General features: G+C 64.9%; 21 protein-coding genes, 2 tRNA genes and 3 pseudogenes. 21 read left to right on the forward strand and 5 right to left on the reverse strand.

The window, feature by feature from the left end:
• The first annotated feature begins 103 nt into the window (after positions 1–103).
• The 17 genes and pseudogenes from HEQ16_12895 to HEQ16_12975 all read left to right on the forward strand — a co-directional run bounded on the left by HEQ16_12895 (position 104) and on the right by HEQ16_12975 (position 19,194).
• Complete coding sequence (locus HEQ16_12895) at positions 104–1,267, forward strand: ABC transporter ATP-binding protein (GenBank protein MCO4054921.1); 1,164 nt, start codon at positions 104–106, stop codon at positions 1,265–1,267.
• Positions 1,264–2,352, forward strand: a complete 1,089-nt coding sequence (locus HEQ16_12900) for an ATP-binding cassette domain-containing protein (GenBank protein MCO4054922.1) — start codon at positions 1,264–1,266, stop codon at positions 2,350–2,352. The genes HEQ16_12895 and HEQ16_12900 overlap by 4 nt, the downstream gene beginning before the upstream one ends.
• A 61-nt stretch (positions 2,353–2,413) precedes the next feature.
• The gene (locus HEQ16_12905) at positions 2,414–3,892 is read left to right on the forward strand and encodes an ABC transporter substrate-binding protein (protein ID MCO4054923.1); all 1,479 of its coding nucleotides are present in this window, start codon (positions 2,414–2,416) and stop codon (positions 3,890–3,892) included.
• A gap of 151 nt (positions 3,893–4,043) precedes the next feature.
• Complete coding sequence (locus HEQ16_12910; protein ID MCO4054924.1) at positions 4,044–4,988, forward strand: ABC transporter permease; 945 nt, start codon at positions 4,044–4,046, stop codon at positions 4,986–4,988.
• The gene (locus HEQ16_12915; protein MCO4054925.1) at positions 4,988–5,866 is read left to right on the forward strand and encodes an ABC transporter permease; all 879 of its coding nucleotides are present in this window, start codon (positions 4,988–4,990) and stop codon (positions 5,864–5,866) included. Before HEQ16_12910 ends, HEQ16_12915 begins: the two co-directional genes overlap by 1 nt.
• A gap of 67 nt (positions 5,867–5,933) precedes the next feature.
• Complete coding sequence (locus HEQ16_12920) at positions 5,934–7,733, forward strand: gamma-glutamyltransferase family protein (protein ID MCO4054926.1); 1,800 nt, start codon at positions 5,934–5,936, stop codon at positions 7,731–7,733.
• 13 nt (positions 7,734–7,746) lie between these two features.
• A complete protein-coding gene (locus tag HEQ16_12925) occupies positions 7,747–8,472 on the forward strand; it encodes a DUF1028 domain-containing protein (protein MCO4054927.1) in 726 nt (241 codons plus the stop codon).
• Between the two features lie 107 nt (positions 8,473–8,579).
• Positions 8,580–9,242, forward strand: a pseudogene (locus tag HEQ16_12930) (ISAs1 family transposase).
• 464 nt (positions 9,243–9,706) lie between these two features.
• Positions 9,707–10,078, forward strand: coding sequence for a hypothetical protein (locus HEQ16_12935; protein ID MCO4054928.1), 372 nt, complete (start codon positions 9,707–9,709; stop codon positions 10,076–10,078).
• Positions 10,075–13,233, forward strand: coding sequence for an EAL domain-containing protein (locus tag HEQ16_12940; GenBank protein ID MCO4054929.1), 3,159 nt, complete (start codon positions 10,075–10,077; stop codon positions 13,231–13,233). Before HEQ16_12935 ends, HEQ16_12940 begins: the two co-directional genes overlap by 4 nt.
• A gap of 116 nt (positions 13,234–13,349) precedes the next feature.
• Positions 13,350–13,426, forward strand: a tRNA-Pro gene (locus HEQ16_12945).
• A 146-nt stretch (positions 13,427–13,572) separates the two neighbouring features.
• Positions 13,573–13,647 (forward strand) — tRNA-Gln (locus HEQ16_12950).
• Between the two features lie 102 nt (positions 13,648–13,749).
• Positions 13,750–15,633, forward strand: coding sequence for a site-specific integrase (locus tag HEQ16_12955; protein MCO4054930.1), 1,884 nt, complete (start codon positions 13,750–13,752; stop codon positions 15,631–15,633).
• A gap of 135 nt (positions 15,634–15,768) precedes the next feature.
• Positions 15,769–16,050, forward strand: coding sequence for a hypothetical protein (locus tag HEQ16_12960; protein MCO4054931.1), 282 nt, complete (start codon positions 15,769–15,771; stop codon positions 16,048–16,050).
• Positions 16,051–16,140: 90 nt separating this feature from the next.
• Entirely contained in the window at positions 16,141–17,391 is a 1,251-nt protein-coding gene (gene dcm, locus HEQ16_12965) for a DNA (cytosine-5-)-methyltransferase (GenBank protein MCO4054932.1), read from the forward strand.
• Positions 17,384–17,839, forward strand: coding sequence for a DNA mismatch endonuclease Vsr (gene vsr / locus HEQ16_12970; GenBank protein MCO4054933.1), 456 nt, complete (start codon positions 17,384–17,386; stop codon positions 17,837–17,839). The genes dcm and vsr overlap by 8 nt, the downstream gene beginning before the upstream one ends.
• Complete coding sequence (locus HEQ16_12975) at positions 17,836–19,194, forward strand: restriction endonuclease (protein MCO4054934.1); 1,359 nt, start codon at positions 17,836–17,838, stop codon at positions 19,192–19,194. The genes vsr and HEQ16_12975 overlap by 4 nt, the downstream gene beginning before the upstream one ends.
• A gap of 147 nt (positions 19,195–19,341) precedes the next feature.
• Here HEQ16_12975 and HEQ16_12980 read toward each other — a convergent pair.
• A pseudogene (locus HEQ16_12980) lies at positions 19,342–20,675 on the reverse strand (IS4 family transposase).
• Positions 20,676–20,780: 105 nt separating this feature from the next.
• On the opposite strand from HEQ16_12980, the gene HEQ16_12985 reads away from it, so the two are divergent.
• From HEQ16_12985 to HEQ16_13000, 4 genes and pseudogenes are all read left to right on the forward strand, one after another.
• Entirely contained in the window at positions 20,781–21,194 is a 414-nt protein-coding gene (locus tag HEQ16_12985) for a transposase (protein ID MCO4054935.1), read from the forward strand.
• The gene (tnpB, locus tag HEQ16_12990; protein MCO4054936.1) at positions 21,191–21,553 is read left to right on the forward strand and encodes an IS66 family insertion sequence element accessory protein TnpB; all 363 of its coding nucleotides are present in this window, start codon (positions 21,191–21,193) and stop codon (positions 21,551–21,553) included. Before HEQ16_12985 ends, tnpB (HEQ16_12990) begins: the two co-directional genes overlap by 4 nt.
• A gap of 74 nt (positions 21,554–21,627) precedes the next feature.
• Positions 21,628–23,232, forward strand: coding sequence for an IS66 family transposase (locus HEQ16_12995; protein ID MCO4054937.1), 1,605 nt, complete (start codon positions 21,628–21,630; stop codon positions 23,230–23,232).
• A gap of 28 nt (positions 23,233–23,260) precedes the next feature.
• Positions 23,261–23,488, forward strand: a pseudogene (locus HEQ16_13000) (hypothetical protein).
• Here the strand turns inward: HEQ16_13000 and HEQ16_13005 are convergent.
• The 4 genes from HEQ16_13005 to HEQ16_13020 form a co-directional block, all read right to left on the reverse strand.
• A complete protein-coding gene (locus tag HEQ16_13005) occupies positions 23,478–25,082 on the reverse strand; it encodes an IS66 family transposase (protein ID MCO4054938.1) in 1,605 nt (534 codons plus the stop codon). The pseudogene HEQ16_13000 and the gene HEQ16_13005 sit on opposite strands and share 11 nt — an antisense overlap.
• Before the next feature lie 74 nt (positions 25,083–25,156).
• On the reverse strand, positions 25,157–25,519 hold the full coding sequence (tnpB, locus tag HEQ16_13010) for an IS66 family insertion sequence element accessory protein TnpB (GenBank protein ID MCO4054939.1): 363 nt from the start codon (positions 25,517–25,519) through the stop codon (positions 25,157–25,159).
• Complete coding sequence (locus HEQ16_13015) at positions 25,516–25,929, reverse strand: transposase (protein ID MCO4054940.1); 414 nt, start codon at positions 25,927–25,929, stop codon at positions 25,516–25,518. Before HEQ16_13015 ends, tnpB (HEQ16_13010) begins: the two co-directional genes overlap by 4 nt.
• Before the next feature lie 51 nt (positions 25,930–25,980).
• Positions 25,981–26,151, reverse strand: coding sequence for a hypothetical protein (locus HEQ16_13020; protein MCO4054941.1), 171 nt, complete (start codon positions 26,149–26,151; stop codon positions 25,981–25,983).
• Positions 26,152–26,205: the final 54 nt, after the last annotated feature.

Below are 26,205 nucleotides of genomic sequence, written 5' to 3' on the forward strand. Positions count from 1 at the left end.
CTGCAATTTGCACGAACGCAAGCCGGGCCTTGGCCCGGCTTTTTTGTTGGGCTCGCGCTCGCGCAGCGCGCGAAGCCCTGACGCCAAGTGACTCCACCATTTTATGGTCTTGCGTGCAGCGCATGGATGGAGCCGCCCGCGCGCATCGGGCGGCCTTGACTTGAGCGAGGGCCCGGTCGGAGATTGCGCGGCCACAAGGGGCGAACCGCCGGTCCGCCCATACCCAATCGTGACGCAAGCCGTGCATCCGCCAGACGAACCCCAGACCGTCCTCTCCGTCGAGGATCTCTCGATCAGCTTCGTCGGCCAGCCGGCAGGCTTTTCGCTGGTTGATCGCGTGTCGTTCAGCGTCAAGGCGGGCCGCACGCTCTGCCTCGTGGGCGAGTCCGGCTGCGGAAAGTCCATCGTCTCGCTGTCGCTGATGGGCCTTCTTGCCCGCCCTCCGGCGCGGATCACTTCGGGCCGCATCATGTTCGAGGGTCAGGACCTGCTCACCCTGGACCGGCACGCCCTGGCAGATTTGCGCGGCAACCGGATGACGATGATCTTCCAGGAGCCGATGACCTCGCTCAACCCGGCCTTCACCATTGGCGATCAGCTCACCGAGGTGATCCTGCGCCATCGCAAGGTGAACCAGGCCGAGGCGGACAAGCTGGCGCTCGGCGTCCTCCAGCAGGTCCGCATCCCGGCGCCCGAAACCCGCCTGAAGGCCTATCCCCACCAGATGTCGGGCGGCATGCGCCAGCGCATCATGATCGCCATGGCGCTGGCCAACAGCCCGCGCCTGCTCATCGCCGACGAGCCCACCACTGCGCTCGACGTGACCATCCAGGCGCAGATCCTGCGGCTCGTGCGCGATCTCCAGCACAGCTCGGGCACGGCCATGGTGCTGGTCACGCATGATCTTGGCGTGGTGGCCGAGGTCGCCGATGACGTTGCCGTCATGTATGCGGGCCGCATCGTCGAGCACGGCCCGGTCGCTCAGATCTTCCGCGATCCCCAGCACCCCTACACGATCGGCCTGATGGGCTCGCTGCCATCGCTCGGCCGCCGCCAGTCGCGCCTCACCTCCATTCCGGGCGCAGTGCCGCCCCCCTCGCTGTGGCCGGCCGGCTGCCGCTTCTCGACGCGCTGCCCCTTCGCCAACGCGCAGTGCCGCGCCGAGGCGCCGCCCCTCGTGGAGATGAGCCCCGGCCATCGTGCGGCCTGTTTCCGTGCGCCGATCGAACTGGGCGTGGGCTCAGCAGGCATCGGGTCCGCAGCATGAGCGACGACATCATCCTGTCCGCGAGTCACCTCACCCGCCATTTCGGCGGCCAGCGCAGCCTGTTCCGGCGCGAGCCTCTGGTGCGCGCCGTGGATGATGTCTCGCTTGAGATCCGTCGTGGCGAAACTTTCGCCATTGTCGGCGAATCCGGCTGCGGCAAGTCCACGCTGGCGCGCCTGCTTCTGCGCCTCATCGAGCCCGATGCCGGGCAGGTGATCTTCGACGGCACGGATGTGACGGCAGCGGCGCCCGACGCCCTGCGGCGGCTCCGGCGTGACATGCAGATCGTCTTTCAGGACCCGTTCTCCTCGCTCAACCCACGCATGACGGTTGGCCAGCTGGTTGCCGAGCCGATCGTGACCCACGGCATCGCCAGCGGGCCAGGCGTGGCGAAGGAAGTGGCGCGCATGCTCACATTGGTTGGGCTTCCGCCCGACAATGCCGAGCGCTACCCGCACGAGTTCTCGGGCGGCCAGAGGCAGCGCATCGCCATCGCGCGGGCGCTGGCCTCGCGACCGCGGCTGGTTCTGGGCGACGAGCCCGTTTCGGCGCTGGATGTTTCGATCAGGGCGCAGATCATCAACCTGCTTGAGGATCTGAAGGTGGAGCTGGGCCTGACCATGCTCCTGGTCTCCCATGATCTTGGCGTCGTGCGGCACACCGCAGATCGCGTCGCGGTGATGTATCTGGGCGAGATCGTCGAGCTTGCGGAGGTGGAAAGCCTCTTCGACGCGCCGGCCCACCCCTACACGCGGGCACTGATGATGGCGATTCCCGCGCAGGACCCCACGGCCCGTCGCGACGCGCCGCTCCTGGAGGGCGACCCGCCGTCACCTGCCTCGCCGCCGCCGGGCTGCCGGTTCCACACGCGCTGCCCCCACGCAATCGCCATCTGCCGCGAGGTCAGGCCGCCACTTGACGACATCGTGTCCGGCCACGCCGTTGCATGCCATCGTGCCGCTGAGCTGGCGGCGCGCGACGTGCTTCCGGTGGTGGAGGCGAGCGCCGCGCGCCAGCAGCGCATCGAGATCTTTGCGAAGGCCAGCGCCACAGGGCGCAACGAAGCCACATCATCGGGAGGATGACATGATGACCATCAGGACAGACAAGACCCTGCTTAAGGCGGCCGCGATCGGGGCGCTGGCCATGGCGGCCGCGCTGGGCGCCGCGCCGGCAGCTCACGCCCAGCAATCGGTGCTGCGCATCGGCCTGCAGGAAGACCCCGACATGCTAGACCCGCACCGGGCGCGCACTTTCGTCGGACGCATCGTGTTCAAGGGCCTGTGCGACAAGCTCTTCGACGCCAGCCCCGATCTCCAGCTCGTGCCGCGCCTCGCCACCGAGTGGAGCTTTTCCGCCGACGGCATGACCGCGACGATCAAGCTTCGTCCCAATGTGAAGTTCCATGACGGCGCCGCCTTCGATGCGGCGGCCGCCAAGGCCAATCTCGACCGCGCCCGCACGCTGCCGGAATCGCTGCGGCGCTCCGAACTCGCGACGATCGACAGCGTCGAGGTCGTCGATCCGCTCACCATCGCCATCAAGCTCAGGCAGCGCGACGCAACCCTGCTCAGCCAGCTCGCCGACCGCGCCGGCATGATGCTGTCCCCGGCGACGCTGGCCGGCGATGTCGGCGCCCGCCCGGTCTGCACCGGTCCGTACAAGTTCGTGGAACGTGTGCAGAACGACCGGATCGTGCTGGAGAAGTTCGCAGACCACTGGGAAGCCGCGAACTACCATTTCGACCGGGTGATCTACCGCTCAATTCCCGACACCACGGTGCGGCTTGCCAATCTGCGCTCCGGCGAACTGGACATGATCGAGCGCCTCGCCGCGACGGACGTGAAGTCCGCGCGCGCCGACCGCAACCTCAGGGTGCTGTTCACGCCCGGCCTCGGCTATCAGGGCATGACGATCAACCACAACAATAGCGACGCCGCCAACACGCCGCTGGGCAAGGACAAGCGCGTCCGCCAGGCCTTCTCCCTGTCGATCGACCGCGCCGTGCTCAACCAGGTCGTGTTCGACGACACGCACCCGCCGACGGTGCAGCCCTTCCCGCCCTCCAGCAGCTATTACCGCAAGGACCTCGTGCCACCGGCGCGGGACATCGCCAAGGCGAGAGCTCTGCTCCGGGAAGCCGGCGTCACCACCCCGATCAAGATCGAGATGATGGTGACGAACAACCCGGTTGACGCCCAGCTCGGCCAGGTCATCCAGGCCATGGTGCAGGAGGCCGGCTTCGAGATTTCACTGCGCTCGATGGAGTTCGCCAGCCAGCTTCGTGACCAGCAGCAGGGCAGGTTCCAGCTCAGCCGCGTTGGCTGGTCGGGCCGCATCGATCCCGATGGCAACATCCATCCATTCTGGACTTCGCAAGGCGGGCAGAATGACGGCAAGTACAACAATCCCGAGATGGACAGGCTCCTGACCGAGGCGCGCGCCGTCTACGACTTCGAGTCCCGCAAGAAGCTCTATGACGCCGCCCAGAACATCGCGCAGGACGAAATCCCGGTGCTGTATCTATACAACCAGCCCTGGTTCTATGCGACTTCGGCACGGATCACGGGCTTCCCGCTGCATCCGGACGGCATGATCCGCCTGAATGGCATCAAGCGGCAGTGAGGCCGATGGGGCCGGCTTGCGCCGCCGGCCCCTGCCATGGCGTCGTCCCGGACGATGCCGTGAAGCAGCCCGGCCCATGCCTGAAAGGCCGCGGGTGGCGCTGTCACCCGCCGCTCAATCCGACCCCTGTCCGAAGGCGAATGCCTGAGCCATGCTGAAGCTGATCGTCAACCGCGTGCTGATTGCGATCCCGACACTCCTGATCGTGTCGCTGTTCGTGTTCGCGCTGCAGCATGCGCTGCCGGGGGACCCCTTCCTCGTCATCGCCGGCGAGGAGCGGGACCCCGAGATCATTGCCCGGCTCAGGGCGATCTACCGCATGGATGACCCCATCATCGTCCAGTACTTCGCCTGGCTGGGGCAGGTGGTGCAGGGCGAGTTCGGCCGCTCGCTGCGCACGGGCGAGCCGGTGCTCAACCTCATCCTCCAGAAGCTTCCCGTCACCTTGCAGCTGGCGGCCGCCTCGATGATCGTGGCGCTCGTCATCGGCCTGCCGGCCGGCATCATCGCCGCCGTGCGCAAGGGCACGCCGGTGGACTACGCGGCCAGCGCGGTTGCCCTCTCGGGCCTGTCGATCCCAAACTTCTGGCTCGGCATCGTGATGATCCTGATCTTCGCGGTGGAGCTCAGATGGCTGCCCGCCTCCGGCTATGTGCCGTTCTTCTCCGACCCTCTCGGCGCGATCGGGACGCTGATCATGCCGGCCTTCGTGCTCGGCACGGGCCTTGCGGCCTTCATCATGCGCCATACGCGCTCGGCGATGCTCGAGGTGCTGCGCTCGGACTATGTGCGCACAGCCCGCGCCAAGGGGCTGGACGAGCGTGTCGTCATCAACAAGCACGCTTTGCGCAATGCGCTGATCCCCGTCATCACGCTCTCCACCATCCTGTTCGGCGAATTGCTGGCCGGCGCCGTCCTGACCGAACAGGTCTTCACCATTCCCGGCTTCGGCAAGCTGATCGTCGATGCGGTGTTCAACCGTGATTACGGCGTGGTTCAGGGCGTCGTGCTCTGCACCGCCATCGGCTTCATCCTCATGAACCTCGTCGCCGACATGCTCTACATCCTCGTCAATCCACGCCTGAGGGGGCGCTGATGAGCGCTGTCGCAACACCAGCCGCAGCCGCGAACGCCCTTGCACCGCGCCAGAGCCGTGTCTGGGGCAAGCTGCGCCGCAGCCGCGCCGCCTGGATCGGCGGGACCATCGTCATCTTCTTCATCGCCATGGCTCTGCTGGCGCCGGTGCTGGCGCCCTATGATCCCATCAAGACCAACTTCCTGCTGATCCGCAGGCCGCCCTCCGCGCTTTACTGGTTCGGAACGGACGAGCTCGGCCGCGACATCCTCTCGCGCCTGTTCTACGGTGCCCGCGCCTCGCTGATGGCGGGCGTCGTCTCGGTCGGCATCGCGGTCTGCATCGGCGTGCCGGTAGGCCTCGCGGCCGGCTGGTATGGCGGCTGGTTCGACATGATCGTGTCGCGCATCACGGATGCCCTGCTTGCCTGCCCCTTTCTGATCCTCGCCATCGCCTTCGCGGCGATCCTCGGCCCCTCTCTCACCAACGCCATGATCGCCATCGGTCTGTCCGCCGTGCCGATCTTCGTGCGGCTGGCGCGCGGGCAGGCCATCACCGTCAAGGCGGAGGACTACATCGAGGGCGCGCGCGCTGTCGGCGTGCGCGACAGCTGGATCCTGGTCAGGCACCTTGCGCCGAACACGCTGCCGCCTATCCTGGTGCAGTCCACCCTTTTTATGGCCCAGGCCATCATCCTGGAGGCCTCCTTGTCCTTCCTCGGGCTTGGCCAGCAGCCGCCGCAGGCCTCCTGGGGCTCGATGCTCAACACCGCCAAGAACTTCATGGAGCAGGCGCCCTGGATGTCCATCTCGCCGGGCATCGCCATCTGCCTCGTCGTCGTCGGCTTCAACATCCTCGGCGATGGTCTGCGCGACGCGCTTGACCCCAAGGAGACGTGAGCGCGTCGCACCCCGACGCGCTGGCCAACCCCGTTTTTCTCTCGCAATCCCAGCCAAGGCCTGCCCCATGTTCACCACCCGCCCGGAAATCCTCGGCACCTTCGGGGTCGTCACCTCAACGCACTGGCTCGCCTCGGCCGCCGGCATGGCCATGCTGGAGAAGGGCGGCAACGCCTTCGACGCCTGCATCGCAGCCGCCTTCGTTCTCCAGATCGTCGAGCCCCATCTTGTCGGCCCCTCGGGCGACATGCCCGCCGTGTTCTATTCGGCCGCCACGAAGAAGGTGGAGGTCCTGTGCGCGCAGGGCCCGTCCCCGCAGGCGGCGACGATCGAGGCCTACAAGTCGCTGGGGCTTGATCTGGTGCCCGGCTCCGGCCTTCTCGCCACCGTCGTGCCCGGCGCCTTCGATGGCTGGATGCTGATGCTGCGCGACCATGGCAGCCTGGGCCTGCGCGAGGTGCTGTCCCCGGCGATCGGCTACGCCATCAACGGTCACCCGCTGCTCCCGCGCGTCGCCGATCAGATCAGGGCCATGAAGGAGCTGTTCGAAACCGAGTGGACGACTTCCGCCGCCGTCTTCATGCCGGGCGGCAACCTGCCCAAGGCCAGGGCGCTGTTCGCCAATCCTGGCCTGGGGGCCACCTATGCCCGAATCCTCGCCGAATCCGAGGCAGCAGGCGGCTCGCGCGAGCGCCAGATCGAGGCCGCGCGCCGCAGCTGGTCGCAAGGCTTCGTCGCCGAGGCGATCGACCGGTTCTGTCGCACGCAGGAGGTGATGGATTCCTCCGGCCGCCGCCACAAGGGCCTGCTCACCGGCCAGGACATGGCCTCGTGGAGCGCAACCTACGAGAAGCCCGCCTCGGTCACCTATCATGGCTGGGAGGTGTTCAAGACCGGATTCTGGGGCCAGGGGCCGATCTTCCTGCAGACGCTCAAGCTCCTTGAGGGCTTCGACCTCACCGGCATGGACCCCAAGGGCGCACCCTTCATCCATCTGGTCGCCGAGGCGCTCAAGCTCGCCTTCGCCGACCGTGAGGCCTATTACGGCGATCCGAACTTTGTCGCGGTGCCGGGCGATGCCCTGCTCTCCGACTCCTATGCCGCCGAGCGCCGCAAGCTCATCGGCAGCGTAGCCTCGAAGGAGTTGAGGCCCGGCGCAATTCCCGGCTTCGAGGAACAGGTGTCGCGCATGTGGTCCGAGTTGCGCTTCCCCGGCCACACCAGGGGCGGCGGCGCGGCTGTGGGCGAGCCCACGCTTCAGTCCATGGTGGCCGCCAACAAGCGCGGCGACACAGTCCACATCGATGTCATCGACAGGCACGGCAACATGGTGGCCGCCACGCCGTCAGGCGGTTGGCTGCAATCTTCCCCGATCATCCCCGAGCTTGGCTTTGCGCTCAATTCGCGGGCACAGATGTTCTGGCTGACCGAAGGCCTGCCCGCCTCGCTGGCGCCCGGCAAGCGGCCGCGCACCAGCCTGACGCCATCGCTCGCCTTCGAGAATGGCGAGCCCCGCCTCGTCTTCGGCACGCCCGGCGGCGATCAGCAGGACCAGTGGCAGATGCCGGTGTTCCTGCGCCGCGTGCATCACGGGCTCAACCTGCAGGAGGCCATCGAGCTGCCGATGTTCCACACCGCGCACGCTCCCTCCTCCTTCTATCCGCGCGAGGCCCGCCTCGGCCATCTGATGGTCGAGGAGAATGTCGGCGAGGCGAGCATTGCGGAACTGGAGGCCATGGGCCATGCCGTGGAGCGCGCCGGGGAATGGACGGTCGGCCGCAACACGGCCGCCGAAAAGGGCGCCGACGGCATCCTGCGCGCCGCGGCCACGCCAAGGCTGATGCAGGCCTACGCCATCGGACGCTGAGGAGAACAGAGCCATGACCTGGTCCATCGTCGCAAAGGATGCCGCCACGGGTCGTTACGCCGTGGCCGTCACCACCTGCGCCTTCGCAGTCGGCGCCCGCGTTCCCTATGGCTGCGGCGGCGTCGGCGCAGTCGCCACCCAGTCCTTCGTCAATCCCTTCTTCGGCGTTGACGGGCTGCGCCTGCTGCAGGAAGGCCGCAGCGCCGGGGAGGCGCTGGCCATGGTCGTGGCCGCCGATCCCGGCGCCAGCAACCGGCAGGCCCATCTGATCGACCGCGACGGGCAGACCGCGGCCTTCACTGGCTCCGATTGCGTGGACTGGTGCGGCTCGCTCTCCGCTGAACATGTCTCCGTCGCCGGCAACATGCTGTCCGGCCCCGCCGTCGTGGCGGACACGCTGGCGAGCTACCTCGCCAATGCCCATCTCGATTTCGACGACCGGCTCATCACCGCGCTCGAGGCGGGGGAGCGGGCCGGCGGCGACAAGCGCGGCCGCCAATCCGCCGCAATCAGGGTGTGGGCCACCGAAACCTTCCCGGCGATCGACATCCGCGTGGATGACCACGCCGAGCCTCTGCTGGAGCTCAGGCGGCTCTGGCGCATCGCGCATCAGCGCTATGTGCCCTTCCAGGAGGCCGGCCCCTCCCGCGCGCTGCCAGGCGGCGTGCTCGACCGCGCCGAGCTCGATCGCCTGTGCACAGCCTATGCCGCTGACTGGAATGCCCGTCACCCCGCCTGAACGGCATTGGGGCGCGTGCCGCACACGGCCCTGAACTCGGGTTAACGGCAAGGGTATCGCGTTGTTCGTGAGTGAGATTCAAGGTTCCGGTGCATTGGGAGGCATCGATGGATCCTGGGGCTCGGCCGCGTCTTCGCGTTTTGCTGGATCATTTCGCTCTTCTGGAGGATGACCGGGAGAGCTGGCGGGTCGCCCATCCCTTGCCGGATGTGCCGCTTCTTCTGGTGTGCGGCACGATCGGGGCGTGCGACGATTTCGACGGGATCGTGGAGTGGCGCGAGGATAATCTGCCGTTTCTGCGGAGGTTCCTGTCGCATCATCATGGCGTTCCCGGTTCGCGCTGGCTGCGCATCCTGTTGAACCGCATCGATCCGGCGCTGTCTTCGGAGATGTTCCAGTCCCGGGCGGCGACGCTGCGCCCCCAGGCTCCGGCGCTGGTGGCCATCGACGGCAAGACCTCGCGCGCCAGCCATGATCGACGCCATGGCCGCGCCGCGCTGCATCTGGTCTCAACCTTCGCCACCCGCGGGAAGCTGGTTCTGGCGCAGGAAGCGGTGGCGGCGGGCGGCGGCGAGCAGACCACGATCCCGCTTTTGCTGGAGCGGCTGGCGCAAAAGGGCCAGATCGCGGGCGCGCTCGTGTCCATCGACGCGATCGCCTGCAACGGGGGCACGGCGCAAGCCATTCTCGACGCAGGGGTCGACTATCTTCTGGCGGTCATGGCCAACCAGTCCGGCCTGATGGGCGAGATCGAGCGCTTCTTCGACGATCCCTCGCAGCAGGGTGTCGCCGCCGACACCGCGACCGACACGCCCGTCAACCCGGATTCAGGGCCGCGCCTGATCATGCCAAGGCTTTCCAGCAAAGCCGCGCTGTGGGAAGCCGCCAGCCGCAGGCGGTCTCCCTATGACAAAATTAACCAGCTGACCCTAACGTCATCGAGTTCTGTTGAAAACTCGCCATGCTCCGTACATTCTGGCCAAGTTTCTGTCGTTCGCTCGCAACGAGATGCACAGTCATTATGGCTTTCCTTGGTGCAGCATTGCTGCCAGACAGCAAAATCGCGCACGCGAGTGAGGCAAAGACGCTACGTATCGTCGGCGGGCTCGATGGCGTCAAACAGTATCGGGCTTTCGAAGAGCCGTTCCGGCGGACCGGGATCGCCAGGCGGTCCAGCGGCGCCATCACCGCTTTGATTCATCCTTTCGACCGCAGCGGACTTCGCGGGCAGGATATGCTGCAACTGATCCGGCTCGGCGTTGTGCCCTTCGGCGCCGCGCATTTGCCGGTTGCCGGCGGCACCGGGCTGGCCATGTGTCCGGGCTCCGGGTCCGGGCGCATGACGCGAGTGCCTCTCACTGACGACGACAAGGCCAGGAGCCGGGAGCTTCTGCGCGAGGTGGTCCTGCCCCGCTGGATCGCACGCTGCGGCGCGCCATGCGTTGTCGGCTGGAACGCCACGCTCGCCGCCTGCATCGGCCTGAGCGTCACTGGGCAGGGCGTCGTGACCACACTGCAAAACAGGCTGGGGGGCCTGCTCAGGACCCTCGCAATGAGCGCGCCCACTGATGCGCCCCGTTCCTCACGCAGGCGGATTGAATTGTGACTCATGACATCCTGAAGCGCTCGGTCCTGCTGGGCACAACGGCGATCCTGTGCGCCTTCATCGGCGGCGCTGCCTTCGTGGTCAGCAACCTCAAGGAGCGCGCCCTGGTCGGAGCCGGAGCGCAGCTTGAACAGAGCGGCCGCGTCGTCTCCACGGTGCTGAACCGCCACATTCTCCAGATCGACAGCGCGCTGGCCGGCATTCCCACGCTGGTGAGCTTCGCCGGGCGCGACGAGACCGCCCCCAACTCGGCTCGTATGCTCCTGCAAGGCCTCAATTTCCAGGCCTTCGTGTTGCGTGACCTGCTGCTTTTGTCGACGGACGGCAAGTTGTGGACCTCGGCGCGATCGCCGATGCGCAATCTGTTCACGCCCGAGGACGAGGCCTTGCTCGCCAGCCTCAGGCCCGGCGCCAGCCGGCTGATCGGCCCCATCCGCAACCCATCGACGTCAGAATGGACCCTCTTCATCGCGCGCCGGGTGGTGTTCCCGGGCCAGATCGAGAAGATCGCCGTCGCCGAGGTTCCGCACGCAATGCTCACGGCGCAGCTCGCCCCCATAGCCGACACACCGGGGCTGCAGATCATCTTGCAGAACTCGAACGATCAGATCCTCGCCAGGTTGCCGCATGACGAACTTCAGATCGGCGTCTATCGCGCGGCGGCCGCCGCTATCGATAGCCTCGATGGGGTGGCTCGGCGAAACCATGGCGCCGATGGCGACCCCGACTCGCTCTCGGTGCGGGTGCCGACGCTTTACGCCGATCTGCGCGCAACGCTGACTCTCGACCAGGCCTCGGCGCTGATGGACTGGCGTCGCGACCGCGATCGCGTGTTGATCGTGTTGATCGTCGCGATCACCCTCATGATGATGTCATCGCTTGCGCTGCTCGCGGCGCTCAGGCGGCACCGGCGCCTGGACGATGAACGCCAGCAGGCCCAGACCATGCTCGAGGACGCCATCGCCGCGATGGCGGACGGCTTCGTGATGTGGGACGCGGATGACAAGTTGGTGAATTTCAACCAGCATTTCCTCGAGATCTACGAGAAGAGCGCTCCGTTCCTCAAGGTCGGAGCGTCCTTCGAGCACATCATGCGCGAGGGCGTGAAGGCCGGTCAGTATCCACAAGCCGGAGACGATGTCGAAGGCTTCATTCGCCGTACGGTCGCGTGGCACCACGCTGGCTCGGGCGTGATCGAGCGCCTGCTGCCCGATGGTCGCTGGATCCTCATCACCGAGCGCCGGACCGCCAATGGTGGCACGGTCGGCATCCGGACCGACATCACCGAATTCAAGCGTTTGCTTGCTGATCTCGCCACAGCCAACGAGCGCGTCGGCGCGACCATGGCCGAGCTTCAGTCGCAGAACGCAGTGCTGCTTGAGCGCGATGCAGCGTTGCTGATGCAGAACATGCTGTTCGACGCCGCCATCAACAACATGTCCCATGGGCTGATGATGGTGGACGCCGACGAAAGGCTGATCGTCTGCAATCGCCAGCTGACCGATCTGTTCGAGCTGGGCGAACCGCAGACGGTGCAGGGCGCGCAGATCGAGACAGTCTTCCTTGGCCGCAGCGAACGCTCGGACGCCAACCGCTCCGCGGGCTCCGAACTGGTGCGCCGCCTGCGCGACCATGCCGCCCACGAGGCCCCGGCGAGCTTCGTCATCACAGACACGGACGGCCGCGCCCTCGGCGTCAGCGCACGCCCCATGCGCTCCGGCGGCTTCGTCGCCATCGTCGAAGACGTAACGGAGCGGCGCAGGGCCGAGCACCAGATCGTCTATATTGCGCATCACGACGCCCTGACCGGGCTACCGAACCGTCTTCAGTTCCGCAATTCGCTGGACCAGCAGATGGCCAGGCTTGCCAGGACCGGCCAGCAGCTTGCCCTTCTTTACCTCGATCTCGACAGATTCAAGCAGGTCAACGACACAATGGGCCACACAGCCGGCGATCGTCTGCTGGAGCAGGTTGCGACGCGTCTTCGCGGCAGCCTGCGGGGCTCGGACATGGTGGCCCGCCTTGGCGGCGACGAATTCGCCATCACCTTTGTCTGCGACGATGCCGCCAGCCGCGCGGAAATGCTGGCCAGGAGCATCATCCGTCGTCTTGCCGCGCCCTATGAGCTTGATGGCTGCAGGATCAGCGTCGGCGTCAGCATCGGCGGGGCCATGACCGGAGCCAATGAAGTCGATGCGGACACGCTGCTGAAGAACGCCGACATGGCGCTCTACGCGGCCAAGAATCGCGGCCGCGGCCTTTACTGCATCTTCGAGCCGGACATGGCGACGCGCCTGCAATCGCGCTTCGTGATCGAGACCGACCTCAAGACCGCGATCGGCCGCTCGGAGTTCGAGATTGCCTATCAGCCGCTGTTCGGCCTGAAGGAGAATCGCGTCACCTCCTTCGAGGCGCTGCTGCGCTGGAATCATCCCACGCGCGGCGGCATCAGCCCGGCCGAGTTCATTCCCCTCGCGGAGGAAACCGGCGTCATCAACGAAATCGGCGCCTGGTGCCTTGAGCGAGCCTGTTCGGACATGGCCTCCATGCCTGGAAACATCATGATCGCCGTGAACGTCTCACCGGTTCAGCTTAAATCGGCGGATTTCTTCGATGTCGTGACCAACGCCCTCGCCCGCTCGGGCCTGCCTCCGACGCGGCTCGAACTGGAGATCACCGAATCCGCCTTGCTCGATGATGACGATCGCATCCTTGCCCATCTGCACAGGCTCAACGGAATGGGCGTGCACATCGTGCTCGATGATTTTGGCACCGGCTATTCGTCGCTCAACTATCTGCGCCGCTTCCCCTTCCATAAGATCAAGATCGACAAGGTCTTCATCACCGAAGCGACGGAGCGGGCGGATTGCTCGGATATCATCCGTTCCATCGTGGAGCTTTCCGTGAGGCTCGACATGTCAACCACGGCCGAGGGCATCGAGACGACCGAGCAGCTCGAACTTGTCCGCAGCCTTGGCTGCGACGAGGCGCAGGGCTTCCTGCTCGGGCGGCCGGGCTCGCTGCTCAACGCCGTTACGATTCTGGCTGCGGAGCAGCCTGCCCCCGGCCGGCCTGCCGTTCCGGCGCGCGCGAAGCCCGACCGCTTACGCAGCCAGCGCCGCCGGCCGGCGAGCCGTCGCGCCGTCAACGACTGACGTCCCGCGGCGCCCGCCATGGCGCGGCGGCGTCGCTTTTGCTGTTGCACCGCCCCATGGCGCTGGTTATACACCGCGAGTCGCTCGAAACCCGTCATAGCGGCGTGCGCAAGCGTCGGAGTGTGGCTCAGCCTGGTAGAGCACTACGTTCGGGACGTAGGGGTCGCAGGTTCAAATCCTGCCACTCCGACCATTCTTTCACCTTGCCTGCCCTTGGCGTTTCACACCGGCCTGCCGCCCGCATGGCCGGCGTCACAGGTGGTCGACCGCCGGGCTGCGCCAATCCGCATCATTGCCTGTTGCATTCATCAGGCGGCGCAGCTAATCCCGCGCTCACGTTGGGGCGTCGCCAAGCGGTAAGGCAGCGGTTTTTGGTACCGCCATTCCCAGGTTCGAATCCTGGCGCCCCAGCCACTCATCCGAAAATCTCATGACCATCAACGCCTTGCAGTAGCCCTGAATGGCTACTGTGCATTTGGGACACGCGACCGGTACACAAACTGGGTCACAAGCTCCATGCGCGCAGGCGTTTATCTCCAGAAACACGGCCAGCGCTGGCGGTTCCGGGCGCGACTTGGCGCTGCGGTCTCGGCACGTACAGGGCTCAGCTTCCTTGTGGTTTCCGTTCGAACCGGCGATCATGCTGAAGCGGTTCGCCGCGCCCGTGCCATCAGGAGCCGTCTGGACAGGATGACAACCGAGCTTTCGCCGACACTCAAACCCATGGAAGCGCGCCGCCGCGTCCGCGCCATCGTCGACGCCGAAATCGAGGCGCTGGAGACAGAAGCCCTGATGCGCGGCGGCCTCAAGGTTTTGACGCCCGATGAGACGGAGAAGCTTGGCCAGCGCGAGGCAACGGAACTCGAGGCGCTCTTCGGCGGTGTGTTCCTCGCATTCGGTCACCGCCGTTTGCAGGAAAAGCTGGCCGCGAAACGGGCAGGCATGGCGGTGGAATCAAACACCGACATCGATGCCATGCTCGAGGCCTACCGCCCCATGTTCAGCGATGGGCTCCTGCCCGCCTCGCCCGATGCCATGCTGATCGACCAGCTCGCCTTGTCAGGGCTGTCCGAGATCCTCGAAAAACGCCGGGCGCTGACGGCTGGGGAGGCACTCGACCTGTCGTCGCCCGCCCACCTGGCTCCAGCGCCGGAGCAACCCGTATCCAGGGAAATCTCGCTGAACGCCAGCATGCCTTTCATGACATGGTGGGATGAGTACACCACGGCCAAAATCAACGCAGACGATTGGAAAAAGGGCAATCTGCGTGACGCCGGATCAACGCGCCGGTTGTTTGACCAGCTTTATCCAGGCATCAAATTGGGCGCAGTAGACCGCAGACTGGTCAGCACATTTCGCACTGATTTCTTCCGGTTGCCACAAAAACACGCCCAGCAGTTGCCTTTCAAGGATCTGAGCCCGCGTGATCTTCTGAAACTGCTCGAGGACGAGGTCTGGCTCGCCAAACACAAGATCGACCTCACAACCTTGAGGCTGAAAGATGCTGGGACTGTCGACAAGTACACCTCATTTCTCCAGGGGTATTGGGAGCATCTGGGAGTGCACGGCGTCATCTCGGACAGTGCCCAGAATCCGTTTGCCGGTTTTGGCCGGTCCAAAAAATCGAAAAAGAAGAGCCGTGAACAACGAAAGGCCTGGAGCGCCGATCAAATCAAACTGCTGTTCACCTCGCCGTTGTTCACCGGTTGCAAAACCACATTCAGACGCTCTTCGCCCGGCACTGTGATTGTCCGTGACGCAAAATTCTGGGTCACGCTGATGGGTCCGCACCTAGGCGCACGCCTCAACGAGGTCTGTTCGCTCAAGGTCAGTGATATCGTCCGGGAGGGCGAAGTGCCCGTGTTCCAGATCCGTGAGGCCAAGAACGAGGCATCGGAACGGGACCCGCCGATTCCGCCGGTCGCGCTCGCGCTTGGATTCCTGGAGTATCGCTTCCATGGCAGAAAGCCGGAGGAACCGCTGTTTCCTGAGTTATTGCCGCAAGGCGCGACTGGTGATCGGTCAATCAGCTTCAGCAAATGGTTCGGACGCTACCGCCGTGACATTGGCGTGGCTGAGGAACTGGTCGATTTTCACTCATTGCGAGCAAATTTCATCACCGAAGCTGTCAACAAACTGGGTCTAAACAACGCCTGGATCGACGAGGTGACGGGGCACAGCAATTCCGAACGTCAATCGGAGCGCAGTCGCTACACCAAAGAAATCTGGGCTGACAACAAGCTCAAGGTCGTTTCGGCGGTCGATTATGACATCGATCTCAGCCATCTGACTTATCGAGGTACCAAAGGCATACAGGCTCCTGAGGCTGCCTTAATCATCAAGGCAGCGGTCATTCGCGCCGAGCGAGATAAAGAAGTTGCAAGTAAGAAGAACATTTAAGGCATCCAATGGAGTGCTGGCTTGGCAAATCAGCATAGCGCGGATCAATGGAGCTAGTCTGACCTGCAGGTGTCGCTCTGGGATTGACCGGGAGCGTGGTTGCATCGTTGCCTGGGATCATGCGAGGCCTTGCTGATGAGCATGACCGACAGCCAGCTTGCCCCGGGGCCTTATCCTTTTGCCGGGGAACTTTATCCGCTTGAGGGCATGGCATTTGCCGAGGCCGCGCCGGAACTGGAGACCTTCCTGATACAGGCGGCAGAGGCGGCAGGCGTGGTGATCATCCGCGATCATCCGGTGGAGCTGGTATGCCGCTCATCCGATCTTGCTGACCAGCGGTTCATGGTGTGGTGGCCATCGGGCCATGAGCGCCTGCATGTGCTGACACCAAATTCCCTGATCAGGGGCCGCGCCTGAAAAGTCCCTGTTAGGAACCTGCCTGTAATTTGAACAGATCAGGAACAGGGCGCTTGGCGAACAGGACTGCTGGTGCCAAGGTGGCACCAAATGACACAGCGAATCATCCCCCTGCGCGGCGCAGCGCCAACCGAGTTCCGGCGGCTTCGCGAACAGGCCGGGCTGACCCTCGATGAGGCGCGGGCGCTGCTGGCGGTGTCGGAGCGAACCATCTACCGCTACGAGAACGGGGAATGCGCCCCGACCAGGCTGGCGATCCGCACGCTCCAGGCGGCCATTGGCGAGCGGCGCGTCTATGGCGCGCCGAAGGCCGCCGCGACCCGGTTCCGCTTCATCGACCTGTTCGCCGGCATTGGCGGGCTCCGTCTCGGGTTCGAGAGCATCGGCGGGCATTGCGCCTTCACCTCGGAATGGGACCCGAACGCGCAGAAGACCTACGCGCTCAATTTCCCCGACAACCACCCGATTGCCGGCGACATCCGGGACTACTCGAAGAACCCGGCCCTGATCCCCGAGCATGACGTGCTCCTGGGCGGTTTTCCGTGCCAGCCCTTCTCCATTGCCGGGGTCTCCAAGAAAAACTCCCTCGGCCGCGCCCATGGCTTCCTGTGTGATACGCAGGGGACGCTGTTCTTCGATACCGCCCAGATCATCGCCCATCACCGCCCGGCGGCCTTCCTGCTGGAAAACGTCAAGAACCTGGAGAGCCATGACGGCGGCCGGACCTTCGCCACCATCATGAACGTGCTGAGGAACGAGCTGGGCTACCATGTGCAGCACCGGGTCATCAGTGCGGAGCCCTGGGTGCCCCAGAAGCGGCAGCGCGTGTTCATCGCGGGCTTCCGCGAGCCGACGACGTTCGATTTTGCGGCGCTGAAGCTGCCGCCAGCCGAGAGCGGGCCGAAGCTGGGGAGCATTCTCCAGCCGCCCCACGAGGTCGACCCGAAATACACCCTGACCCCGAAGCTCTGGCAGTATCTCCAGGACTACAAGAAGAAGCACAACGCAGCCGGCAACGGCTTTGGCTACAGTCTGTTCGGGCCGAACGACGTCACCCGCACCCTGTCGGCCCGCTACTACAAGGACGGTTCCGAGGTGCTGGTGGACCAGCCGGGCCAGCGCCCGCGCCGGCTGACGCCGATCGAGTGCGCGCGGCTGATGGGCTTCGACCGTCCGGGCCGTCCCTGGCGGATTCCGGTGTCGGACACCCAGGCCTACCGCCAGTTCGGCAACGCCGTGGTGGTGCCCGTGGTCGAGTTCGTGGCGAAGGCGATGCAGCCGCATATCGCGAAGGCGCTGGCAGCGCCGGAACCGCAGGAAGCCATCCGCGCGCATGGCTGACATCGTGCCGCCCGAGGTGCGCAGCCGGATGATGGCCGGCATTCGCGGCAGGGACACGAAGCCCGAACTGGTGCTGCGCAAGGGGCTGCACGCGGCCGGGTTCCGCTACAGGCTGCATGTGAAGGATCTGCCGGGCAAGCCGGACATGGTGTTCCCGCGTCACCGGGCGGTGCTGTTCGCCCATGGCTGTTTCTGGCATGGCCATGACTGCCACCTGTTCCGCTGGCCCTCGACCCGGCAGGACTGGTGGCGCGAGAAGATCACCCGCAACCAGGCCGTGGACGCCCGAAGCGAGGCGGCGCTGGCCGAGGCCGGCTGGCGGCTTGGGGTTGTCTGGGAATGCGCCCTGAAGGGTCGCACGCGCTTGCCCCTCCTGGACGTGCTGGAGGCCTGTATTGCCTGGCTGCGCTCCGATGCGGCCCGGCTGGACGTCAGGGGGACGGCATGAGCCTGCAGGCTGATCTGTTCAATGATCTGGGGAGCAAGCCGGCATCCCTGCTGGTCCGTCTGCTCGATAGTGCCGACACCGTGCTCGTCAAGAAACTCTCGAACAATGACCGGGATTGGGCGCGGTTCAGCAACAAGCATCAGGCCGGCGTCTATATGCCCCCGGCCCAGCGCGACGGCGGGTTTTTCCCGCCGCTGGTGGAGAAGGAGCGAGACAAGGGCGAGCCGATCCGCGAGGCCTATTTCCGGACGGTCTGGCCTGCCGTCGACGAAACACGAGATGACACCCGCCTGGTCCACTACACCAGCAAGGGGTCAGAGACACATATGACGCGCCTCCCCAAGGAGGCCTTTCGGGATCTTGATCCCGCTTCCTTTCTGGTCATGGCACAGCGCAACGAAGCAGGGCAGCCGTTCTATGAATGCCTGACCATCAGCTCGACGACGGACGACGCACTGCTGCTAGCCGACCTGCTGGACATGCAGCCGGATTTCCGTATCGAGGTTTTCAACCCGAAACTGCGCCGAAAGGCCGAGCAGGAGCGGATCCTTGATTTTGCCGAGCAGGTGATCGCGGCTTGGCTGGCTGGGCAGATTGCCCCCTTCGCCAAGACGCATGCAGTCATGCCGGCAACGGCAGCGCTGGCGGAGCAGGCCCGCACCGCGTGGCTTGTTCGCGAGGGGCACGAGCATCTTGATCCCTGGAAGATCAACACACCGGGGAACGCCCTGCGTGATATCAGCCGCAGCGTCGAATGGGAACTCTTCCGCGAGTTCCAGCGGCGGGAGCGAGCCGTCACCCTGGTCCGGCTTGTCATGGGTGACATGCCTGGTCCGGTCACAGCTGCCGCTGTCATCCGTAGCCTGATCGACCGCCTGCCCGAGATCGATGCCCTGATGCTCTCGGCGGCCCAGCAGCGGAAATCGCGGGCCGGCTATTCGTTCGAGCACCATATCGAGGCGATGCTGGCGGCAGGCAGAATTCCCTTCGAAAAACAGGTGATAATGGACGCGAAAAAGCGGCCCGATTTCGTGCTGCCGTCGCTCGCGGTCCTCCGCCGGGGGCCGTCCGGGACCAGCGGGGGACTTATTCTCAGCGCCAAGACCACCCTGCGGGAACGCTGGAAGCAGGTGCAGCGCGAGATGGGCGTACACGAGATGTTCCTTGCGACCGTGGACGAGACGGTGGCCGGCAACGCGATCGAGGATATGGCTACCATGGGCATCACGCTCGTGGTCCCTGAAGCACTCAAGACCTCGAAGGATGCAGAGTATGACAAGCAGCCCAACGTGCTCGGCTTCCGCCAGTTTTTCGATGCTCATGTCAGGGCCAAGCTGGCAGCTTGGAGAGTATAAGGCGAAAACCCCATCACTGAGGATTACAAGAACGTGAGCGCCGACGATTACCTGAGGGAAAATTCTTGCCCGTGAGGCCGTAGATACGAGCGCCAGCTCTCCCGTTCGAGAGGTGCAGACAACGTAACCATCCGGCGAGGCTTTCGATTACCCAGATCGTCGGCGTGTTCCGATGGAGATGCCGAAGGCGATGTCATTGAGGCGTGTCAGGCCTCGCCAGACAACCATGTTTCCCGGTGGCGGATCATGGTTGCGGGCAAGATAGCCGCCGAGCATGGCGATCTGGAGCAGATAGGTGGCGAGGGTTCTTCGCAGGATGCGCGGCTTGGCCCGCGTCGCGTCAATGCCATCAAGCGTCGCGATTTCGGCTGGGGTGAGAACTGTCCCCGGCTCAGCCTCGGGCTTTGCCCGTGCGGACATGGTGAGGAAGAAGATACGCCAGCTGACCACCGCGATGAGGGCGAGGAACTTAGCCAGCCGCTCGCCGGTCTCGAGCCTCGCCTCCTCGGCGCGGCAACCGGACTTCATCACCTTGTGGAAGACCTCCGCCTTCCAGCGCAAGGCGTACCATTTGAGCTTCTCGACGGTGGCGGTGAGATCGCTGACCGGGAGATTGGTCACCAGCTTCCAGTCGATCGGCGGACGGTCGGCCGACGGGTCGATCTCAAGGGCGTGGATGTAGGTGAGACGCTTAGGACGATATAGCTTCCGCTTGCCGATGGGCGGCAAGGTCTCTATGGCGGCGAACTTCACGGGCACGCACGCCGTCTCATCCTGGTCGATCTTGACGCAATGGCGTCCCGCCTAGGGCTCCGCCGAGAGCTGGGCGAAGACCCGATGCGCACCATCCTGCAACTTGGCATCGGCCGGCGCGTGGCCAACCGGTTGGTCTGCACCCGCACCAGGAAACGCGTGCCGAGATCCTGCGCGAGGCAGAAAAGCTCGTAGATGTCGCTCTCGCGGTCGGCCAAATGCATGCAGCGTTCCGGCGCGTCGACGAGCGCCATCGACTGGCGCAGGTTCTCCAGCCAGCGATAGCATTCCTTCGTCTCGATCGGCACGCGCGTGGGGTTCACATGCCGCTTGAGCGTCCAGGTCCCCTTGAACTTCGTGCGCGTCCAGAACTTCGCCGCCGTCAGCCCGAGCGGCGTGCCGTTCAGGGTCACGGCCAGGCTCGAATGCATCAGCACCCCGCACAAGGTCACCACGTTGGGCTGACCCGCCTTATAACGCCCGGCGTTGATGGTCTTGGTGAAGCCGATCTTGCCCGGCCGCGCGCGGCTGTAGATGAACTCGGTGGTGTACTGCAGGATGAGGATCGGTCCCTCGCTCGCCGCGCAGCGGATAGCGGTCGCACCAAAATGGCCCGCCAGCACCCCGTGCTCGGTGACGCGCGGGTTGTCGAAGAAACGGTAGGCCGCCTTCGTCGCCGCCCAGTCGCCGCACGCGGCCGGGACCGGCTGTCCAGGTGCTGCCGACATCGTAAGCGTTCTGCCATGGCTGCCTTGCGCGGGGGCGGGTCCGGCATCGTATGAGCATGGTCTGGACGGTTGTTGTCGTCCTTAAGCCTATGCGCAAGGACGGCTATGGACACCCGGACGGAGATTATCAGCCAGGTTGAGCGCCGTCGTCGCTGGAGCGTCGAGGAGAAGGTGCGGCTTCTGGAGGCGACGATGCAGCCGGGCGCTTCTGTGGCGGCGGTTGCGGATCGGCATGGGGTGAGCCGGAGCCTGCTGTTTTACTGGCGCAAGCAGGCGAAGGCGGGGCTGATGCCGGGCGTGACGCCGCTGGCCTCGCTGGAGGCTCCGGTCTTCGCGCCTGTTGTCATCGCAGCCGAAGCGCAGCCGGGACAGAAGCCTTCACCAAAGCCCCCGCGCAAGATGGCTCCGCGTGCCGACTGCACGGTGGAGGTCAGCTTGAGCAACGGCCGGGTGCTGAAGGCGGATGAGGGTATCGCGCCTGAGCGGCTTTCGGCTCTTGTCGCAGCGCTCGACCGATGACGCCACAAACCCTGACCTCGCCTTTGGCGGGCGCGCGCATCTACATGGCGCTGGCACCTGTGGATATGAGGAAGGGCTTCGACGGGCTGTCGATGGTGGTGCAGGATCTTTTGAAGAAGGATCCGTTCCGCGGCCACCTGTTCATTTTCCGGGGCAAGCGCGCTGATCTGGTGAAGATTCTGATGTGGGACGGCACGGGGCTTTGCCTGTTCGCCAAGCGGCTGGAGCGTGGCCGCTTCGTCTGGGCAGTGACGCAGGATGGCGAGGTTGTACTGACGCCCGCACAGCTGTCGATGCTGCTCGAAGGCATCGACTGGCGCTCGCCGTTACGCACGGATCAGCCACGACGTGCGGGGTGAAGTGCTTCGCGCAAAAGGTCAAGATCGACATTGATTCAATAGCTTGACCCCATCTGCCCTGGTATCTTCACCTCATGATCGAAGCAGCGGGACAAGATAGTGACGAGGTGGCGCGGCTTCGCGCGCTCGTCGCTGCGCAGGCTGCAGCGCTGAAGACGGCGCAGGCCGAAGCTGCCGCCGCCAAGGCCGGTCTTCTTGTCAAGAGCCTGGAGATCGAGAAGCTCAAGATCCAGATCGCGCGGCTCAGGCGCATGCAATTTGGCCGCTCCTCGGAGAAGCTCTCCCATGAGATCGAGCAACTGGAACTGCGGCTCGAGGAACTGGAGATGGTCGAGGCGGCGAACAATGCAGCCATCGACGAGATAGCTCCTGCCGCTGATGCAGCAACAGCCAAGCCGAAGGCCACGCGCCGCCCTTTGCCTGAGCATCTGCCGCGCATCGAGATCGTACACACGCCTGCCATCGTGAACGACCCTGCCTGTGCTTGTCCATCCTGCGGAACGGCAGGCAAGTGGCGCAAGGTGGATGAGGATGTCCGTGAAGTCCTGGAGTATGTGCCGGGCCGCTTCGAGGTTATCCGCCATGTGCGTCCCGCCTTCTCGTGCCGCACCTGCGAGAGCATGGCGCAAGCTCCGATGCCGAGCATGCCGATCGAGCGCGGCATGGCCGGACCGGGCCTGATCGCCCAGGTTCTGGTTGGCAAATACTGTGATCATCTCCCGCTTTATCGCCAGGCAGAGATCTTTGCCCGCGAGGGCGTCGAGATCGAGCGCTCGGTGATGGCCGGCTGGGTTGCCAAGGCCGCAGAGCTTGTCGCGCCACTGGTCGAGGCGGTCGGTGCCCATGTGATGCGGGCTGAGCGGCTGCATGCCGACGACACGCCCGTGCCAGTGCTGGCGCCGGGCCTCGGGCGCACGAAGACAGGGCGGCTCTGGGTGTATCTGCGCGATGAGCGACCCCGTGGCGGTCAAGACCCGCCCGCCGCGCTGTATCGCTACACGCCCGACCGCAAGGGAGAGCGACCGCGCGAGCACCTCAAGGCCTTTGCAGGATTCCTGCAGGCGGATGCCTATGCCGGATTCAACGAACTCTATGCGACGAGTGCCACGCGTTCAGCCGCCGCAACCGAGGTTGCCTGCTGGGCGCACGTCAGGCGCAACTTCCACGACGTTCACGCCGGGACAGGCTCGCCCCTGGCACTGGAGGCGATGACCCGCATTGGCAAGCTGTTCGAGGTTGAGCGCCTCATTCACGGCCAGCAGCCCGAGGATCGGCGCAAGGCTCGTCAGGATCTGGCGCTGCCCGTCATGACCGAACTCGCCAGCTTCCTCGACCATTCCCTCGCCCAGATCTCCGGCAAGAGCGACCTGGCCAAGGCCATTCGCTATGCCCGATCGCGCTGGGCAGCACTCACCCGCTATCTCGACGACGGCACCCTCGATATCTCCAACAACGCCGCAGAACGCGCCATCAGGCCTCTCAAGCTCGGCGCCAAGAACTGGTTGTTCGCAGGGTCCGACGCAGGCGGCGAGCGCGCCGCCGCCATCTACACGCTCACCGAAACCGCAAAGCTCAACGGGCGAGACCCAGCGGGATATCTGCGAGCAGTCATCACCAGGATCGCCGATCACCCCATCAACAAAATCGCCGACCTGTTGCCGTGGAACCTTATGCCGTAGCCGTCAGAGGACGCTTACTTCTGCCGGGGTTGACCCTTCGCAGCTTTATGGATGGCGGCGACAGGCCCGGGCATCCGGGGCGGTCAAAGCCATGCCCGTTGCGCACGATGAGGTGAAGTTTGCGCGCGTCGAGGCGGCTGGCAACTGGGCTGTGGAGATTGTCATTCGGGATACGGTTGTCCGCGTTGGCGGCGACATCGATGCGGATCATCTGACCGTGATACTGAGTAAGCGTCCTCTGACGGCTACGGCATAAGGTTCCACGGCAACAGGTCGGCGATTTTGTTGATGGGGTGATCGGCGATCCTGGTGATGACTGCTCGCAGATATCCCGCTGGGTCTCGCCCGTTGAGCTTTGCGGTTTCGGTGAGCGTGTAGATGGCGGCGGCGCGCTCGCCGCCTGCGTCGGACCCTGCGAACAACCAGTTCTTGGCGCCGAGCTTGAGAGGCCTGATGGCGCGTTCTGCGGCGTTGTTGGAGATATCGAGGGTGCCGTCGTCGAGATAGCGGGTGAGTGCTGCCCAGCGCGATCGGGCATAGCGAATGGCCTTGGCCAGGTCGCTCTTGCCGGAGATCTGGGCGAGGGAATGGTCGAGGAAGCTGGCGAGTTCGGTCATGACGGGCAGCGCCAGATCCTGACGAGCCTTGCGCCGATCCTCGGGCTGCTGGCCGTGAATGAGGCGCTCAACCTCGAACAGCTTGCCAATGCGGGTCATCGCCTCCAGTGCCAGGGGCGAGCCTGTCCCGGCGTGAACGTCGTGGAAGTTGCGCCTGACGTGCGCCCAGCAGGCAACCTCGGTTGCGGCGGCTGAACGCGTGGCACTCGTCGCATAGAGTTCGTTGAATCCGGCATAGGCATCCGCCTGCAGGAATCCTGCAAAGGCCTTGAGGTGCTCGCGCGGTCGCTCTCCCTTGCGGTCGGGCGTGTAGCGATACAGCGCGGCGGGCGGGTCTTGACCGCCACGGGGTCGCTCATCGCGCAGATACACCCAGAGCCGCCCTGTCTTCGTGCGCCCGAGGCCCGGCGCCAGCACTGGCACGGGCGTGTCGTCGGCATGCAGCCGCTCAGCCCGCATCACATGGGCACCGACCGCCTCGACCAGTGGCGCGACAAGCTCTGCGGCCTTGGCAACCCAGCCGGCCATCACCGAGCGCTCGATCTCGACGCCCTCGCGGGCAAAGATCTCTGCCTGGCGATAAAGCGGGAGATGATCACAGTATTTGCCAACCAGAACCTGGGCGATCAGGCCCGGTCCGGCCATGCCGCGCTCGATCGGCATGCTCGGCATCGGAGCTTGCGCCATGCTCTCGCAGGTGCGGCACGAGAAGGCGGGACGCACATGGCGGATAACCTCGAAGCGGCCCGGCACATACTCCAGGACTTCACGGACATCCTCATCCACCTTGCGCCACTTGCCTGCCGTTCCGCAGGATGGACAAGCACAGGCAGGGTCGTTCACGATGGCAGGCGTGTGTACGATCTCGATGCGCGGCAGATGCTCAGGCAAAGGGCGGCGCGTGGCCTTCGGCTTGGCTGTTGCTGCATCAGCGGCAGGAGCTATCTCGTCGATGGCTGCATTGTTCGCCGCCTCGACCATCTCCAGTTCCTCGAGCCGCAGTTCCAGTTGCTCGATCTCATGGGAGAGCTTCTCCGAGGAGCGGCCAAATTGCATGCGCCTGAGCCGCGCGATCTGGATCTTGAGCTTCTCGATCTCCAGGCTCTTGACAAGAAGACCGGCCTTGGCGGCGGCAGCTTCGGCCTGCGCCGTCTTCAGCGCTGCAGCCTGCGCAGCGACGAGCGCGCGAAGCCGCGCCACCTCGTCACTATCTTGTCCCGCTGCTTCGATCATGAGGTGAAGATACCAGGGCAGATGGGGTCAAGCTATTGAATCAATGTCGATCTTGACCTTTTGCGCGAAGCACTTCACCCCGCACGTCGTGGCTGATCCGTGCGTAACGGCGAGCGCCAGTCGATGCCTTCGAGCAGCATCGACAGCTGTGCGGGCGTCAGTACAACCTCGCCATCCTGCGTCACTGCCCAGACGAAGCGGCCACGCTCCAGCCGCTTGGCGAACAGGCAAAGCCCCGTGCCGTCCCACATCAGAATCTTCACCAGATCAGCGCGCTTGCCCCGGAAAATGAACAGGTGGCCGCGGAACGGATCCTTCTTCAAAAGATCCTGCACCACCATCGACAGCCCGTCGAAGCCCTTCCTCATATCCACAGGTGCCAGCGCCATGTAGATGCGCGCGCCCGCCAAAGGCGAGGTCAGGGTTTGTGGCGTCATCGGTCGAGCGCTGCGACAAGAGCCGAAAGCCGCTCAGGCGCGATACCCTCATCCGCCTTCAGCACCCGGCCGTTGCTCAAGCTGACCTCCACCGTGCAGTCGGCACGCGGAGCCATCTTGCGCGGGGGCTTTGGTGAAGGCTTCTGTCCCGGCTGCGCTTCGGCTGCGATGACAACAGGCGCGAAGACCGGAGCCTCCAGCGAGGCCAGCGGCGTCACGCCCGGCATCAGCCCCGCCTTCGCCTGCTTGCGCCAGTAAAACAGCAGGCTCCGGCTCACCCCATGCCGATCCGCAACCGCCGCCACAGAAGCGCCCGGCTGCATCGTCGCCTCCAGAAGCCGCACCTTCTCCTCGACGCTCCAGCGACGACGGCGCTCAACCTGGCTGATAATCTCCGTCCGGGTGTCCATAGCCGTCCTTGCGCATAGGCTTAAGGACGACAACAACCGTCCAGACCATGCTCATACGATGCCGGACCCGCCCCCGCGCAAGGCAGCCATGGCAGAACGCTTACCCGACATCTGCTCAAGCAGACGGTGCAAACGGCGCGCCAGACGTTTGTCCGGCAGCCCCGCCGAACCGACTTCATCGTCATGCCAGCCTGCAAGTCCGTGTTCCGTGTCTCCGCTCATCTGTGACGCCTCCGCGAATCGGCGTCACAGACAGAATCACGGACGATTCAACGG

The organism is Bosea sp. (in: a-proteobacteria), assembly GCA_023910605.1.
Taxonomy (GTDB): Bacteria; Pseudomonadota; Alphaproteobacteria; order Rhizobiales; family Beijerinckiaceae; genus Allobosea.